The sequence below is a fragment of the Nonomuraea soli genome (genome assembly GCF_013761175.1).
In the GTDB taxonomy this organism is placed as follows: Bacteria; Actinomycetota; Actinomycetes; order Streptosporangiales; family Streptosporangiaceae; genus Nonomuraea; species Nonomuraea soli.
This window is the reverse complement of sequence record NZ_JACDUR010000005.1, coordinates 463,516-479,244: the sequence shown is the minus strand read 5'-3', so window position 1 is coordinate 479,244 and position 15,729 is coordinate 463,516. Positions and strand designations below refer to the sequence as shown.

Genomic DNA, 15,729 nt, shown 5'->3' with positions numbered 1-15,729 from the left:
GTGCCGCCCCGGCCGCCGGGCGTCGTCGTGCCCGGCACCCCTTACTGGGGCCTCTACCAGCGCCTTTAGTGGCCTCTAGGGGTTACTCGGCCTCTCGCGGCCCACGAATACTGAAATCGGTGGAACCTGTCGGGAGGAGCATTCAGAATGGCGGCGAATTTCGCGAACGGTCAATGCCGATCCTTCCGCGGTGACGGACGGCCGGACCTGCTCGTGCGTAACACGGAGACCGGAGAGTTGTTCGTGTACCCGCACAGCGGTGAATTCGACGGCACCGCCACCTTCTCCGATCCCGTGCGCATCGGCGACGGATTCGGCTGGTGGCGTTTCTTCTTCGTCCGCGCCGTCGACGCGACCGGCGACGGCCAGGCGGACATCTGCGCCTTCAGCGCCCACGAATTCGGCATCAACCCGGGCGAGAACGGGGAGCACGGGTTCTTCCTGCTGCGGAACCTGGGCGGGCCCGGCGAGATCGGCCCGTTCGCCGAGCCGATCAGGGTGTCCGGCAGGCGTGACGACGACCAGCAGTGGGAGACGATCGGCTTCGCCGACGTGACCGGCACCGGCACCGACGACACCTTCGGCAGGGGCAAGGACGCCGGCAACGTCGACGTCTTCCCGCACCGCGACCGTGGCGTGGTCCGCAACGACACCTACGACAAGGAGCCGGTCAGGCTCACCGAGATCGGGGTCGACGACCTGCCTGTCGCGATGGCCGACTTCACCGGCGACGGCACCCTCGACCTGCTGGTCCGCCGGGTCAACGGCGACATGGACCTGTTCGAGTTCGCCGGCCGGCCGGGCCACACCACCGAGGGAACCTGGCACACGGTCGCCACGGGCTGGCAGGACATGCGCCTGATGGCGCTCACCGACATCGACCTGGACGGCCGCCCCGACCTGCTCGCGCTCCACCAGGACGGCACCCTGGCCGCCTACCGCCACTGCGGGAAATTCGACCCGGACCACCCGGACACGCTCTTCGAGGAGCCGGTCACCGTCGCCACCGGGTTCGAGATCTACGACGTCATCAGCTGATAACTCCGTCGGAAGCTGGACAGGTTCACATGCAATTCGAACTTTCTTCCCGTACCTTTTCCGACGACGCAGTGGCGATCGTCGGTATTTCCTGCCGACTTCCGCAGGCCCCCGATCCGCAGTCGTTCTGGCGGCTGCTCCGCGACGGCCGCGACGCCATCACAGAAGTGCCGCCCGGCCGCTGGGAATCGCCGGAGACCGAGGGAATGCGCGGCGGATTCATCGACGCGATAGCCGACTTCGACGCCGAATTCTTCGGTATCGCGCCGAACGAGGCCGCCATGATGGACCCGCAGCAGCGGCTGGTCCTCGAACTGAGCTGGGAGGCCCTGGAGGACGCCGGCATCGTCCCCGCCAGCCTGCGCGACAGCGGCACCAGCGTCTACATCGGCGCCATGGCCGGCGACTACGCGCAGCTGCTCCAGGGCAACCTGACCCGCCACAGCCTGACCGGGCTCAGCCGGGCGCTGCTCGCCAACCGCATCTCCTACACCCTGGGCCTGCAGGGGCCCAGCCTGACCGTCGACTCGGCGCAGTCCGCCTCCCTGACCGCCGTCCACCTGGCCTGCGAGAGCCTGCGCAACGGCGAGTCAGGGCTGGCCCTCGTCGGCGGCGTCAACCTCAACATCACGCCCGACAGCACCTTGGCCGCCGCACGGTTCGGCGCCCTGTCTCCCGACGGGCGCTGCCACACCTTCGACGCCCGCGCCAACGGCTACGTCCGCGGCGAGGGCGGCGGCGTCGTCGTGCTCAAGCCGCTGTCGCGCGCGCTGGCCGACGGCGACCACGTCTACTGCGTCATCGCGGGCAGCGCCGTCAACAACGACGGCGGCGGCGACGGGCTGACCGTGCCCGCGCAGCACGCGCAGGAGGAGGTCATCCGCCTGGCCTGCGAGCGGGCCGGGGTGAGCGGCGCCGACGTGCAGTTCGTCGAGCTGCACGGCACCGGCACCCGGGTCGGCGACCCCATCGAGGCCCGCGCGCTCGGCGCGGCCCTGGGCGCCGCCAGAGAGCCGGGAACCCCCCTGCTCGTCGGCTCGGCCAAGACCAACGTCGGCCATCTCGAGGGAGCCGCGGGCATCGTCGGCCTGCTGAAGACCGCGCTGGCCATACGGAACCGGGAGCTGCCCGCGTCGCTGAACTTCGAGACGCCCAACCCGCAGATCCCCTTCGACGAGCTCAACATCCGGGTCAACACCGCCCTGAGCCCGTGGCCGCGCACCGACGCGCCGCTGGTGGCCGGCGTCAGTTCCTTCGGCATGGGCGGAGCCAACTGCCACCTGGTCCTCGTCGAGCCGCCCTCCGCTGTCGCGGCACCGCAGCCCCCCGAGGTCACGCCGCCGCTGATCGTGCCGCTGTCCGGGCAGAACGACGCCGCGCTGCGCGGCCAGGCCGTACGGCTGCGCGAGCACCTGCTGACCACCCCGGAGACGGGACTCTCCGAGCTCGCCTACTCGCTGGCCACCACCCGCACCGCGTTCCCGGCGCGGGCCGGCCTCGTCGTGGACGGCCCGGCCCAGCTGGCCGACGTCCTGGCCAAGCTCGCCGAGGGCGAGCCCGCCGCCGGGGTGGTGACCGGCCGCCCCGGCACGGGCGGCCTGGCCTTCCTCTACGCCGGCCAGGGCAGCCAGCGCCGCGGCATGGGCCAGGAGCTGTACGGCAGGCACCCCGTCTTCGCCCGCGCCCTGGACGAGATCGCCGCCTGCTTCGGCGGCGACCTCATCGAGGCGATGTTCACCGACCAGGACGGCCGCCTCGACGAGACGGGCACGACCCAGCCCGCCCTCTTCGCCTTCGAGGTCGCCCTCACCCGCCTGTACGCCCACTGGGGCATCCGCCCCGACCACCTCATCGGCCACTCCGTCGGTGAGATCGCCGCCGCGCACGTCGCGGGAGTGCTGTCCTTGGAGGACGCCTGCGCCCTGGTCTCGGCGCGCGGCAGGCTGATGCAGAACCTTCCGCCCGGCGGCGCCATGGTCGCCGTCCAGGCGACGGAGGAGGAGATCCTTCCGCTCCTCGACGCGGGCACCGGCATCGCCGCGATCAACGCGCCGGACTCGGTGGTCGTCTCCGGCGTGGAGAGCCGCGTCGCCGAGATCGCCGAGGAGATGCGCGGCAGAGGGCGCAAGACCAGCCGCCTGCGGGTCAGCCACGCCTTCCACTCGCCGCTGATGGAGCCGATGCTCGCGGAGTTCAGGCAGGTGGCCGAGTCGCTCACCTATCACGAGCCTGCCGTTCCCGTCGTCTCCAACCTCACAGGCGCCGTGGCGTCCGCCCTTGAGCTGGGCTCGCCCGACCACTGGGTCAGGCACGTGCGCGAGGCCGTCCGGTTCGGCGACGGCATCAGGGCCCTGGCCGACGCGGGAACCGGCACCTTCGTGGAGATCGGGCCGGGCGCCGTCCTGTCGGCGCTGGGCCCGCGCTGCCTGCCGCACGGGACCGGCGCGCGCTTCATCCCCACGCTCCGCGAGGGCCGGCCGGAGCCGCTCGCCGCCGCCCTGGCCGTGGCCGAGCTGTACGCCGGCGGGGTCGAGGTGGACTGGGAGACCGTGCTGCCCGGCGGGCGGCGGGTGCCGTTGCCCACCTACGCCTTCCAGCGCACCCGGCACTGGCTCACCGAGTCACCCGGCAGCGGCGCCCCGGGCACGGATCCCGCCCGCCGTGACACGGGCGGCGCGACCGGGCTCCCGCCCGGCGGCGAGCTGGCCGGAGCCTCGGTCGGGGAGCCGGCAGGCATGTCGCCCGCCGGGGAGCCGGCAGGTATGGCGCCCTCCGGTGGATCGGCGAATCTTCCCCTCGCAGGCAAGCTGGCCGGGCTGACGGAGGCGGCTCAGGAGCAGGTGCTCCTCGACCTCGTCAGGACCTGCGTGGCGCTGGTGCTCGGCCACGCCACCACCGCCACCGTCGACGCCGGCACGACCTTCAAGGCGCTCGGCTTCGACTCCTACAGCGCCGTCGAGCTCGGCAACCGGCTCAGCGTCGCGACCGGTCTGCGGTTGCCCAGCTCGCTGCTGTTCGACTACCCCACGCCCGCCGTACTGGCGGGGTCCCTGCGCGCGCGGCTGTCCGGCTCGATCGAGCGGCCGGGTGCCGCCGTCGCGCGCGTGGCGGGCCACGACGAGCCGATCGCGATCGTCGGGATGGCCTGCCGCTTCCCCGGCGGGGTGGTCTCCCCTGCCGATCTGTGGGAGCTGGTGATCTCGGGCCGGGACGCGATCGGGGAGTTCCCCGCGGACCGCGGCTGGGACCTGGAGCGGCTCTACGACCCCGATCCCGCCGGCCACGGCACCTCCTACGCCCGCCACGGCGGGTTCCTGTACGAGGCGGCGGAGTTCGACGCCGGCTTCTTCGGCATCTCGCCGCGTGAGGCTCTGGCGATGGATCCGCAGCAGCGCCTGCTGCTGGAGACGTCGTGGGAGGCGATCGAGCGTGCCGGGATCAGCCCCGACGGGCTGCGCGGGAGCCGTACGGGCGTCTTCGCCGGGGCGACGGCGCAGGACTACGGCCCCCGCCTGCACGAGGCGACCGGCAGCGCGGAAGGCTACGTGCTCACCGGCACGACGGCCAGCGTGATCTCCGGGCGGGTGGCCTTCTCGTTCGGGTTCGAGGGCCCGGCGGTCACGGTGGACACGGCGTGCTCGTCGTCGCTGGTGGCGCTGCACCTGGCGGCGCAGTCGCTGCGTTCGGGCGAGTGCGACCTGGCCCTGGCCGGAGGCGCCACCGTCATGTCCTCGCCCGGCATGTTCGTGGAGTTCTCGCGGCAACGCGGCCTGTCGGCGGACGGGCGCTGCAAGGCCTTCGCCGCCTCCGCCGACGGCACCGGCTGGGCCGAGGGCGTCGGCATGCTCCTGGTGGAGCGGCTGTCGGACGCGCGGCGCAACGGGCACCAGATCCTCGCCGTCCTGCGGGGCAGCGCGATCAACCAGGACGGTGCCAGTAACGGACTGACCGCGCCGAACGGCCCCTCGCAGCAGCGGGTCATCCGGCAGGCGCTGGCCAACGCCGGCCTGACGGCCTCCGACGTCGACGCCGTGGAGGCGCACGGCACGGGAACCACGCTCGGAGACCCCATCGAGGCCCAGGCGATCATCGCCACCTACGGTCAGGACCGGCCCGAGGACCAGCCGCTGTGGCTCGGCTCGCTGAAGTCGAACATCGGCCACGCCCAGGCCGCCGCCGGAGTCGGCGGCGTGATCAAGATGGTCATGGCGATGCGCCACGGCCTGCTGCCGCGCACCCTGCACGTGGACGAGCCCTCGCCCCACGTCGACTGGTCGGCGGGAACCGTACGGCTGCTCACGGAAGAGCACACCTGGCAGCAGCGGGAACGCCCCCTCCGGGCCGCCGTCTCCTCCTTCGGCATCAGCGGCACCAACGCCCACGTGATCATCGAGCAGGGAGCGCCGGACGCCGAACCCGACGACTCCGGCCTGACCCTCGTCCCCTGGCTGATCTCCGGCAAGAGCCCCGAGGCGCTGCGGGCCCAGGCCCGGCGGCTCGCGGCGTGGGCCGGACCCGACGTGCCCGTCGCCGCCGCCGGAGCCGCCCTGGCCACCCGGCGTGACTCCCTGGAGCAACGCGCCGTGGTCGTCGGCACCGACCGCGACGAACTGCTCGCGGGCCTGCGCGCCCTCGCCGACGGTACGGCGACGCCCGACGTGATCACCGGAAGTGGGCGCGGCGGCAAGCTGGCGATGCTCTACACCGGGCAGGGCAGCCAGCGGCTCGGCATGGGCCGCGACCTGGCCGCCGCCTTCCCCGTCTTCGACGAGGCGCTGGAGGAGATCGGCGCCCTGTTCGACGCGCAACTGCCGCACCGGCTCCGCGAGACGATGGTCGACGACCCGGACGGCGTGCTCAACGAGACGCTGATGACCCAGCCCGCGCTCTTCGCCTTCGAGGTGGCGCTGACCAGGCTGCTCGCCTCCCTGGGCATCCACCCCGACGTCGTGGCCGGCCACTCCGTCGGCGAGATCGCCGGCGCGCACATCGCGGGCGTGCTCTCCCTGTCCGACGCCTGCACGCTCGTCGCGGCGCGGGCCAGGCTCATGCAGGCACTGCCGGCGGGCGGGGCGATGCTCGCGATCGCCGCGTCGGAGACCGACGTCCAGCCGTTCATCGAAGGCCGCGAGGACCAGGTCGCCATCGCCGCGGTCAACACCCCGACCTCGGTGGTCATCTCCGGCGTCGCCTCGGTGGTCAGCGAGATCGGCGCGCGGATCAACGCGCGCACCCGCGCGCTGCGGGTCTCGCACGCCTCGCACTCGCCCCTGATGGAGCCGATGCTCGCCGAGTTCGGGCGCATCGCCGCCACCGTCACCTACCACGAGCCGCGCATCCCGGTCGTCTCCAGCGTCACCGGCAGGCCCGTGGAGCCCGGCCGGCTCACCACCGCCCAGTACTGGGTCGACCACGTGCGGCGGCCGGTGCGCTTCGCCGACGCCGCCGCCGCCGCGCAGGCGGACCTCTTCCTGGAGGTCGGCCCCGACGGCATCCTCACCGGCCTGGCCCAGCAGACGCTCGCCGACGGCGTGTTCGTCGCCGCCGCACGCAAGGAACGCGACGAGGTGCGCACCTTCGTGCAGGCTCTCGGGCTGCTGCACACCTCCGGGCGATCCCCGGACTGGAAGGCCTTCTTCGCCGCCGTGCCGTCCGGGCACGTCGAGCTGCCCACCTACGCCTTCCAGCGCGACAGGTACTGGCTGGAGGCCGGAGGGCCGGCCGGCGTGCCCACGGAGCTCACGGGCCTGTTCGGGGTCGACTGGACGCCCGTGCCGTCCACCGGCGCGATGCCCGCTCCCGGAGACGAGCTCCTGCCGTGGACCGCCCCGGAGGGCGTGTCCGGTGACGAGCCCGGACGCGCACGTCAGGGCGTGGCGCGGGTACTGGGCGCCGTCCAGGAATGGCTCGCCGCCGACCACCCGCCGTCCTCCCGCCTGGTGATCCTCACCGAGGGCGCCACCGGCGACGGGACGGACCTGGCCGCCAAGGCCGTCTGGGGACTGGTGCGCTCGGCCCAGACCGAGTACCCCGGCCGGTTCGTCCTGCTCGACCACGACGGCAGCTGCCCGCCGGAGGCCGCCCTGGCCTACGACGAGCCGCAACTGGCCGTGCGAGAAGGCCGGATCTTCGTCCCCCGGCTGGCCAAACGCGACCTGCCGCCGGGCGAGGCCCCTTGGAGGGCCGACGGCACCGTCCTGGTCACCGGCGCCACCGGCGGGCTCGGGCGGGCGATCACCCGCCACCTGGTCGGCACGCATGCCGTACGCCACCTGGTGCTGCCGACCCGCGACGCGCGCTCCGCCGCGGCGCTCGACCTGGCGGACGAGCTCACCGGCCTCGGCGCGCGAGTCGAGCTCGTCACGTGCGACCTGGCCGATCGAGACGCCCTGGCTGCGCTCGTCGCCTCGTGCGACTCGCTGACCGCGGTCGTGCACATCGCCGGTGTCCTGGACGACGGCGTCGTTCCGGCACTGAACCCGCGACGGCTCGACGCCGTGTGGCGGACGAAGGCCGAAGCCGCCTGGCTGCTGCACGAGCTGACGAAGGACCTGGACCTGTCGGCGTTCGTGCTGTTCTCCTCATGCGCGGGCACGCTGGGCAGCGCGGGCCAGGCCAACTACGCCGCGGCCAACGCCTTCCTCGACGGACTGGCGCGGCACCGCCGTACCCTCGGGCTGCCCGCGACGGCGCTCGCCTGGGGCCTGTGGGACAACGGCGGCATGGGCGCGACGCTCGCACCCGCCGACCTGGCGCGCTGGGCCCGGCTGGGCATCGCCCCGCTGCCGCCCGAGCAGGCGCTGGGTCTCTTCGACACCGCGCTCGCCTCGACGGCGGAAACGCCGCTGCCCGCCCGGCTGAACCTGGCCGGGGTCGCCGACCCCGCGCCCGCGATGCTGCGGGGTCTGCTGCGCAAGCCGGTCGAGCGGCGCACCTCCGGCACGTCCGGCGAGATGGCGCTCGGCGAGCAGCTGCGCGGGATGAACACCCAGGAGCAGGAACGCACCCTCCTCGACCTGGTCCGGAGCCAGGCGGCCCTGGTGCTCGGGCACGTGACCCCGAGCGTGATCAGCGCGAACGGCGCGTTCAAGGACGCCGGCTTCGACTCGCTGACGGCCATCGAGCTCAGGAACCGGCTGAACGCGGCCACCGGGCTGCAACTGCCGAGCTCGCTGCTGTTCGACTACCCGTCACCGGCCGTGCTGACCGCCTACCTGCGCGCCGAGCTGCTCGGCGGCGACGGTGTCGGGTCCGGCGTGGTGACGGCCAGGACCGCGGCCCTCGACGAACCGATCGCGATCGTGGGCATGGCCTGCCGTTTCCCCGGCGGGGTGGCCTCGCCCGAGGACCTGTGGAACCTGGTGGCGTCAGGCGCCGACGCGGTCGGGGAGTTCCCCACCGACCGAGGCTGGGACCTGGAGCGGCTCCTGTCCGGCGACCCGGACGACCCGGGCACATCCTCTACCCGCCACGGCGGCTTCCTGTACAACGCCGCCGACTTCGACGCCTCCTTCTTCGGGATCTCGCCGCGTGAGGCCCTGGCGATGGACCCGCAGCAGCGCCTGCTGCTGGAGGCGTCGTGGGAGGCGATCGAGCACGCCAACCTCGACCCCGCCGGGCTGCGCGGCAGCCAGACCGGCGTGTTCACCGGCATCGCGCCCATGGAGTACGGCCCGCGCCGCTACGAGGGCGCGGAGGCGGTGGAGGGCTACCTCCTCACCGGCGGTCTGGCCAGCGTCGCCTCCGGGCGGGTGTCGTACACGTTCGGGTTCGAGGGCCCCGCGGTCACGGTCGACACGGCCTGCTCCTCGTCGCTGGTGGCGCTCCACCTGGCCGCGCAGTCGCTGCGGACAGGGGAATGCGACATGGCGCTGGCCGGTGGCGTGATGGTGATGGCTTCACCGGGCACCTTCGTGGAGTTCTCCCGGCAGCGAGGGCTCTCGGAGGACGGCCGCTGCAAGGCCTTCTCCGCCTCCGCCGACGGCACCGGCTGGGCCGAGGGCGTCGGCGTGCTGCTGGTGGAGAGGCTGTCCGACGCGCAGCGTAACGGGCACCAGATCCTCGCCGTCGTGCGCGGGACCGCGATCAACCAGGACGGTGCGAGCAACGGTCTGACCGCGCCGAACGGGCCTTCGCAGCAGCGGGTGATCCGTCAGGCGCTGGCCAACGCCGGTCTGACGACCTCCGACGTGGACGCCGTGGAAGCCCACGGCACGGGAACCGTGCTGGGCGACCCGATCGAGGCGCAGGCGATCATCGCCACCTACGGCCAGGACCGTGACCGGCCGCTGTGGCTGGGCTCGCTGAAGTCGAACATCGGCCACACGCAGGCCGCCGCCGGTGTGGCCGGCGTGATCAAGATGGTCATGGCGATGCGGCACGGCGTGCTTCCGCGCACTCTGCACGCGGAGAACCCTTCGGAGCACATCGACTGGTCGGCGGGGGCTGTCGAGCTGCTGACCGAGGCTCGGCCGTGGGACGTGGACGACCGTCCGCGTCGCGCAGGGGTCTCGTCCTTCGGCGTGAGCGGCACGAACGCGCACGTGATCATCGAGCAGGGTCCGGTGGCCGAGGGACCGGTCGCGGGTGAGGCTGCGGTGTCGCCGTGGCTGCTGTCGGCGAAGACGCCTGAGGCTCTGCGGGCGCAGGCCGCCCGGTTGGCGGAGTGGGCGCAGGAGCGGCCGGAGGTGGATCCGGCTTGGACGCTGGCCACTGGCCGGGCGTTGCTGGAGCATCGCGCGGTGGTGGTGGGTGCCGATCGGTCCGAGCTGGTGGCCGGTCTGCGGGCGCTGGCCGAGAACGGTACGGCAAGCGGTTCGGCTGGTGGCCGGTTGGCGATGTTGTTCGCCGGTCAGGGAAGCCAGCGGGTCGGCATGGGTGCCGAGCTGGCGGAGGCGTTCCCGGTGTTCGCCGAAGCGCTCGACGAAGTCTGTGCCCTGCTCCCGGCCGAGCTGCGCGGGACCATGACCTCTGGGCCGGTCGAGGCGTTGAACCAGACGGGGATGACGCAGCCGGCGTTGTTCGCCTTCGAGGTGGCGCTGTATCGCCTGCTCACCTCGCTGGGCGTGACCCCGGACGTGCTGGTCGGGCACTCGGTCGGTGAGATCGCGGCCGCGCATGTGGCTGGGGTGCTGTCTCTGGCCGATGCCTGCACGCTGGTCACCGCCCGTGCGCAGTTGATGCAGGCGCTTCCCGAGGGTGGGGCGATGTTGGCCATCGCTGCTCCCGAAGCGGCGATCCTTCCCCTGCTGGAGGGCCGTTCCGACGTCAGCATCGCGGCGGTCAACGGTCCGGCGTCGGTGGTCATCTCCGGCAGCGAGACCGCGGTCGAGGAGATCGCGGCCCTGGTGGATGCCCGCACCCGTCGCCTGCGCGTCTCGCACGCCTTCCACTCGCCACTCATGGATCCGATGCTGGACGACTTCTCACAGGTCGTCTCGCAGCTGACCTTCAACGAGCCGTCGATCCCGATCATGTCGAGCGGTTCCGTGACGGACCCCGCTTACTGGGTGCGGCATGTGCGCGACGCCGTCCGCTTCGCCGATGGTGTGGCCGCCTCGGAAGCGAACCTGTTCGTGGAGATCGGCCCGGACACCACGCTCACCGCTCTGGCGCAGCAGTGCGTCGACGAGGGCGTCTTCATCCCGTCAGCCCGCAAGGACCGCGACGAGGTCCGCTCGCTGATCGAGGCCCTGGGCACCCTCCACACCCACCACGTGGAGATCGACTGGACCGCGATCCTGGAACCCGCACGCCACGTGGCCCTGCCCACCTACGCCTTCCAGCACCAGCGGTTCTGGCTGGAGCCGAGCCGGTCCGTCAGTGACGTGGCGGCAGCGGGCCTGAGCGTCGTGGACCATCCGATCCTGAGCGCCGCGATCCCCGCCCCCGACGGCGACGGGCTGACGCTCACCGGACTGCTCTCCCTGGCCACCCTGCCCTGGCTCGCCGATCATGCGGTCAACGGCACCGCCATCCTGCCGGGCACGGGTTTCCTGGAGATCGCGTTGCGCGCGGCCGCGGAGACCGAGGACTGCGCGAGCGTCTCCGAGCTCGCCCTGCAGGCGCCTCTCGTCCTCACCCACGACAGCCCTGTCCAGCTCCAGGTCGTCATCGACGCGCCAGACGACGACGGCCGGCGCGGCCTTTCCCTCTACTCCAGGGCTGAGGGGGCGACCGCCTGGCAGCGGAACGCCCAGGGCACGCTGGCTCCGGCCGAGGCGGCTCCCGAGCCCGGGTTCGACCTGGTGCAGTGGCCGCCGCCCGGCGCGCAGCCCCTCGACATCGACGACCTCTACGACGACCTGGCCTCGAGCGGCCTGGAGTACGGCCCGGCCTTCCAGGGGCTGGTGGGCGCCTGGCAGCGGGACGGCGCCGTCTACGCCGAGATTGACCTGCCCGGCCATGCCCAGGACGACGCGGAGCGGTTCGGGTTCCACCCGGCGCTCCTCGATGCGGTGCTGCACTCGATCACCCTCGGCGGGCTGCTGCCGCCGAGCGAGCCGGGACATCCGTTCCTGCCGTTCGCCTGGTCCGGCGTGCACGCGCACGCAGCGGGCGGCGTCGGGGCGCGGGTGCGGACGACGGCCAGAGGGGCGGGGGAGCTCTCGCTCAGCGTCGCCGACCACACCGGCGCGCCGATCCTCACGGTGGAATCGATCGTGGTCAGGCCGGTGGCGAACGAGCGTTCTCCGGAGCACACGCCGTACGTACTGGACTGGCTGGTCGTACCGGTGGCGGGGCCGGAGCCGGACGAGGTGGCGGAGCTGCGCGCTCCGATCTCGCTGGACGAGGCCGTGGGCGTCGAGCGTGTCGTGTACCGCGTCCCGGCCGGCTCGGGCCGTGAGCGCCTCTACGAGGTGCTGGCGCTCGTCCAGGAGTGGCTCGCCGACGAGCGGCTGGCGCAGTCGCAGCTCGTGCTCGTGACCTCCGGTGCTGTCAGCGTGGTGGAAGGCGACGTGCTCGACCTGTCCACCGCTCCGGTCTGGGGGCTGATCCGATCCGCGCAGTCCGAGCACGCCGGGCGCTTCGTCCTTGTCGACACCGACGGTCACCCTGACTCCGAGGCGGTTCTGCCGCGTGCCTGCATGTCGGGCGAGCCGCAAATGGCCCTGCGTACCGGCACGATCCACGTTCCACGTCTGGCGCCGCTCACCGGTGCCCGGCGACTGGAGCACCCGCCGGCCCGCGCAGCCGTGGGCGGCGATCTGCTGACCGGTTCGCCGGAGGGAACGGTGTTGCTCACGGGCGGCACCGGCGGGCTCGCGGCGCTCGCCGCGCGCCGGCTGGTCACCGAGCACGGCGTGCGCCACCTGCTGCTGGCCGGCCGCCGCGGTCCGGCGGCTCCTGGAGCGGACGAGCTCGTGTCCGACCTGACCGATCTCGGCGCGCAGGTCACCGTGGCGGCCTGTGACGTGGCCGACCGCGAACAGCTGGCCGCGCTGCTGGGCACCATCCCGGCCGACAGGCCCCTGACGGGGATCATCCATCTGGCGGGCGTCGTCGACGACGGCGCCGTGGCCTCCCTGACCCCGGAGCGCATCGACCGGGTCTTCGCTCCCAAGGCCGACGCCGCGTGGCACCTGCACGAGTTGACGGCCGAGCTCGACCTGGCGTTCTTCGTCCTGTACTCGTCCGTGGCCGCCACCGTGGGCAGCGCCGGTCAGGCGAACTACGCCGCCGCCAACGCCTACCTCGACGCCCTGGCCGTCCACCGGCGGACCCTCGGCCTGCCCGCCCACTCCCTGGCGTGGGGCCTGTGGCAGACCGAGCAGGGCATGGCCGGAGCGCTCACTCAGGCCGACGTCGCCCGCCTCGGCCGCATCGGGCTCGCCCCGATGCCCGCCACGCAGGGCATGACGCTGTTCGACACCGCACTCAACCTGGACAGGGCCGTGCAGGTCCTGGCCCTCCTCGACACCACGACGCTCCGCCGCCAGGACGAGATCCCCGCAGTCTTCCGATCCCTCGTCAAACCGCAGGTACGGCGCGCCGCACCGGCCAGGCGGCTCCGCGCCGGGACGGACAGGGCGGCACTGCTCACCCTCATCAGGACGAACATCGCGCTCGTCCTCGGGCATGCCGACCCCGATTCCGTGGGAGTCGAGGCGGCCTTCAAGGATCTGGGCTTCGACTCGTTGAGCTCCGTCGAGCTGCGCAACCGCCTCAACGCCGCCACCGGCCTGCGCCTGCCCGCCACCCTGCTGTTCAACTTCCCCACCGCCGACGCGCTCGCCGACCACCTGTACGCCCAGCTCACCGGCGCCACCCAGACCCAGCAGGTCAGCACCCGCACCGTCCAGACCGACGAGCCGATCGCGATCGTGGGCATGGCCTGCCGCTATCCCGGCGGGGTGCTCTCGCCCGACGACCTGTGGCGGCTGCTGGCCCGCTCCGGAGACGCGATCAGCACCTTCCCCGTCAACCGCGGCTGGGATCTGGAGCGGCTCTACCACCCCGATCCAGCACACGCGGGAACCAGCTACGCCCGCGAGGGAGGGTTCCTGCACGACGCCGACCAGTTCGACGCCGCGCTGTTCGGGGTCTCGCCGCGTGAGGCCACCGCGATGGACCCGCAGCAGCGGCTGCTGCTGGAGGCCTCCTGGGAGGCGATCGAGGGTGCCGGGATCAGCCCGAAGTCGATGCGCGGCAGCCGTACCGGAGTCTTCGCCGGAGTGATGTACCACGACTACGGCGGCCGGCTGGCGCAGGCGCCGGACGGGTTCGAAGGATTCGTGCTCAACGGCAGCGCTGGCAGCATCGCCTCCGGCCGGGTCGCCTACACCTTCGGCCTCGAGGGTCCTGCGGTCACCGTCGACACGGCCTGTTCCTCGTCGCTGGTGGCGCTCCACCTGGCGGCGCAGTCGCTGCGTTCGGGGGAGTGCGACCTGGCCCTCGCGGGCGGCGTGACCGTCATGGCGACGCCGAGCGTCTTCGTGGAGTTCTCCCGCCAGCGCGGCCTGGCCACCGACGGACGGTGCAAGGCCTTCTCCGCCTCCGCCGATGGCACCGGCTGGGCCGAGGGCGTGGGCATGCTGCTGGTGGAGCGGCTGTCGGACGCGCAGCGTAACGGGCACCAAATCCTCGCTGTCGTGCGCGGGACCGCGATCAATCAGGACGGTGCGAGCAACGGCCTGACCGCGCCGAACGGTCCCTCCCAGGAGCGGGTGATCCGTCAGGCTCTGGCCAACGCCGGGCTGTCGACGTCCGACGTGGACGCCGTGGAAGCCCACGGCACCGGTACCACCCTGGGCGACCCGATCGAGGCCCAGGCGATCATCGCGACCTACGGGCAGGACCGTGACCGGCCGCTGTGGCTGGGGTCGCTGAAGTCGAACATCGGGCACACCCAGGCCGCCGCCGGAGTCGGTGGCGTGATCAAGATGATCATGGCCATGCGGCACGGAGTTCTCCCGCGCACCTTGCACGCCGAGAACCCGTCCGAGCACATCGACTGGTCGGCAGGTGCCGTCGAGCTGCTGAACGAGGCCAGGCCCTGGGACACGGAGGATCGTCCACGCCGCGCCGGCGTCTCGTCCTTCGGCGTCAGCGGCACCAACGCCCACGTGATCATCGAGCAGGGCCCGGCCGCGCCCGAATCCGCCGAACCCGCCGAACCGCCGGTCGTCCCCTGGCTGATCTCCGCCAACGACGGCGAGGGTCTCAGGGCCCAGGCCGCCCGGCTCGCCTCCTGGGCCACACAGAACACCACGGCACCCGCCCTGGTCGGCAAGGCCCTGGTCACCGACCGGGCGTTGCTGGAGCATCGCGCGGTGGTGGTGGGTGCCGATCGGGCCGAGCTGGTGGCCGGTCTGCGGGCGCTGGCCGAAACCGGTACGGCAAGCGCGTCGAGTGGCGGCCGGTTGGCGATGTTGTTCGCCGGTCAGGGCAGCCAGCGGGTCGGCATGGGTGCCGAGCTTGCGGCGGCGTTCCCGGTGTTCGCCGAAGCGCTCGATGAAGTCTGCGCGCTGCTTCCCTCGGAGTTGCGGGAGACGATGATCTCCGGCCCGGTTGAGGCGCTGAACCAGACGGGGATGACGCAGCCGGCGTTGTTCGCCTTCGAGGTGGCGCTCTACCGCCTTCTCACCTCGCTGGGTGTCACCCCGGACGTGCTGGTCGGGCATTCCGTGGGCGAGATTGCCGCCGCGCACGTGGCTGGGGTGCTTTCCCTGGCCGATGCGTGCACGCTGGTCACCGCCCGCGCGCAGTTGATGCAGGCGCTTCCCGAGGGTGGGGCGATGCTGGCCATCGCGGCGCCGGAAGCAGTGGTGGCGCCGCAGCTGGAGGGCCGCTCCGACGTCAGCATCGCCGCCGTCAACGGCCCCGCCTCTGTCGTCATCTCCGGCAGCGAAGCCGCCGTGGAGGACGTCGCCGCTCTGGTGGATGCACGCACCCGACGCTTGCGCGTCTCGCACGCCTTCCACTCGCCACTCATGGACCCGATGCTGGACGACTTCTCGCAAGTCGTCTCGCGCTTGACGTTCAACGAGCCGTCCATCCCGATCATGTCCAGCGGTGAGGTCACCGACCCCACCTACTGGGTGCGGCACGTCCGCGACGCCGTTCGCTTCGCCGATGGTGTGGCCGCTGCGGAAGCGGGCGTGTTCCTGGAGATCGGCCCCGACACCACCCTCACCGCTCTCGCACAGCACTGCGTCGACGAGGGCGTCTTCATCCCCACGGCCCGCAAGG

Annotated in this window: 2 protein-coding genes (1 of these 2 only partly in view); both read left to right on the top strand. The window is 72.5% G+C overall.

Translation table 11 applies throughout. The annotated features are described in order from the left end of the window. The first annotated feature begins 147 nt into the window (after positions 1-147). Positions 148-1,038, top strand: coding sequence for an FG-GAP repeat domain-containing protein (locus tag HNR30_RS25600; protein WP_246379173.1), 891 nt, complete (start codon positions 148-150; stop codon positions 1,036-1,038). Positions 1,039-1,109: 71 nt separating this feature from the next. Then, positions 1,110-15,729, top strand: partial view of a type I polyketide synthase gene (locus tag HNR30_RS46885; protein WP_220133984.1) — the 5' portion only. It continues 12,719 nt past the right edge of the window; the window shows 14,620 of its 27,339 coding nt (coding positions 1-14,620); its start codon is at positions 1,110-1,112; its stop codon lies off the right edge, out of view.

Coding starts and splice junctions, on each gene's coding strand:
- HNR30_RS25600 (WP_246379173.1), top strand. CDS start 148: ATGGCGGCGAATTTCGCGAACGGTCAATGCCGATCCTTCCGCGGTGAC.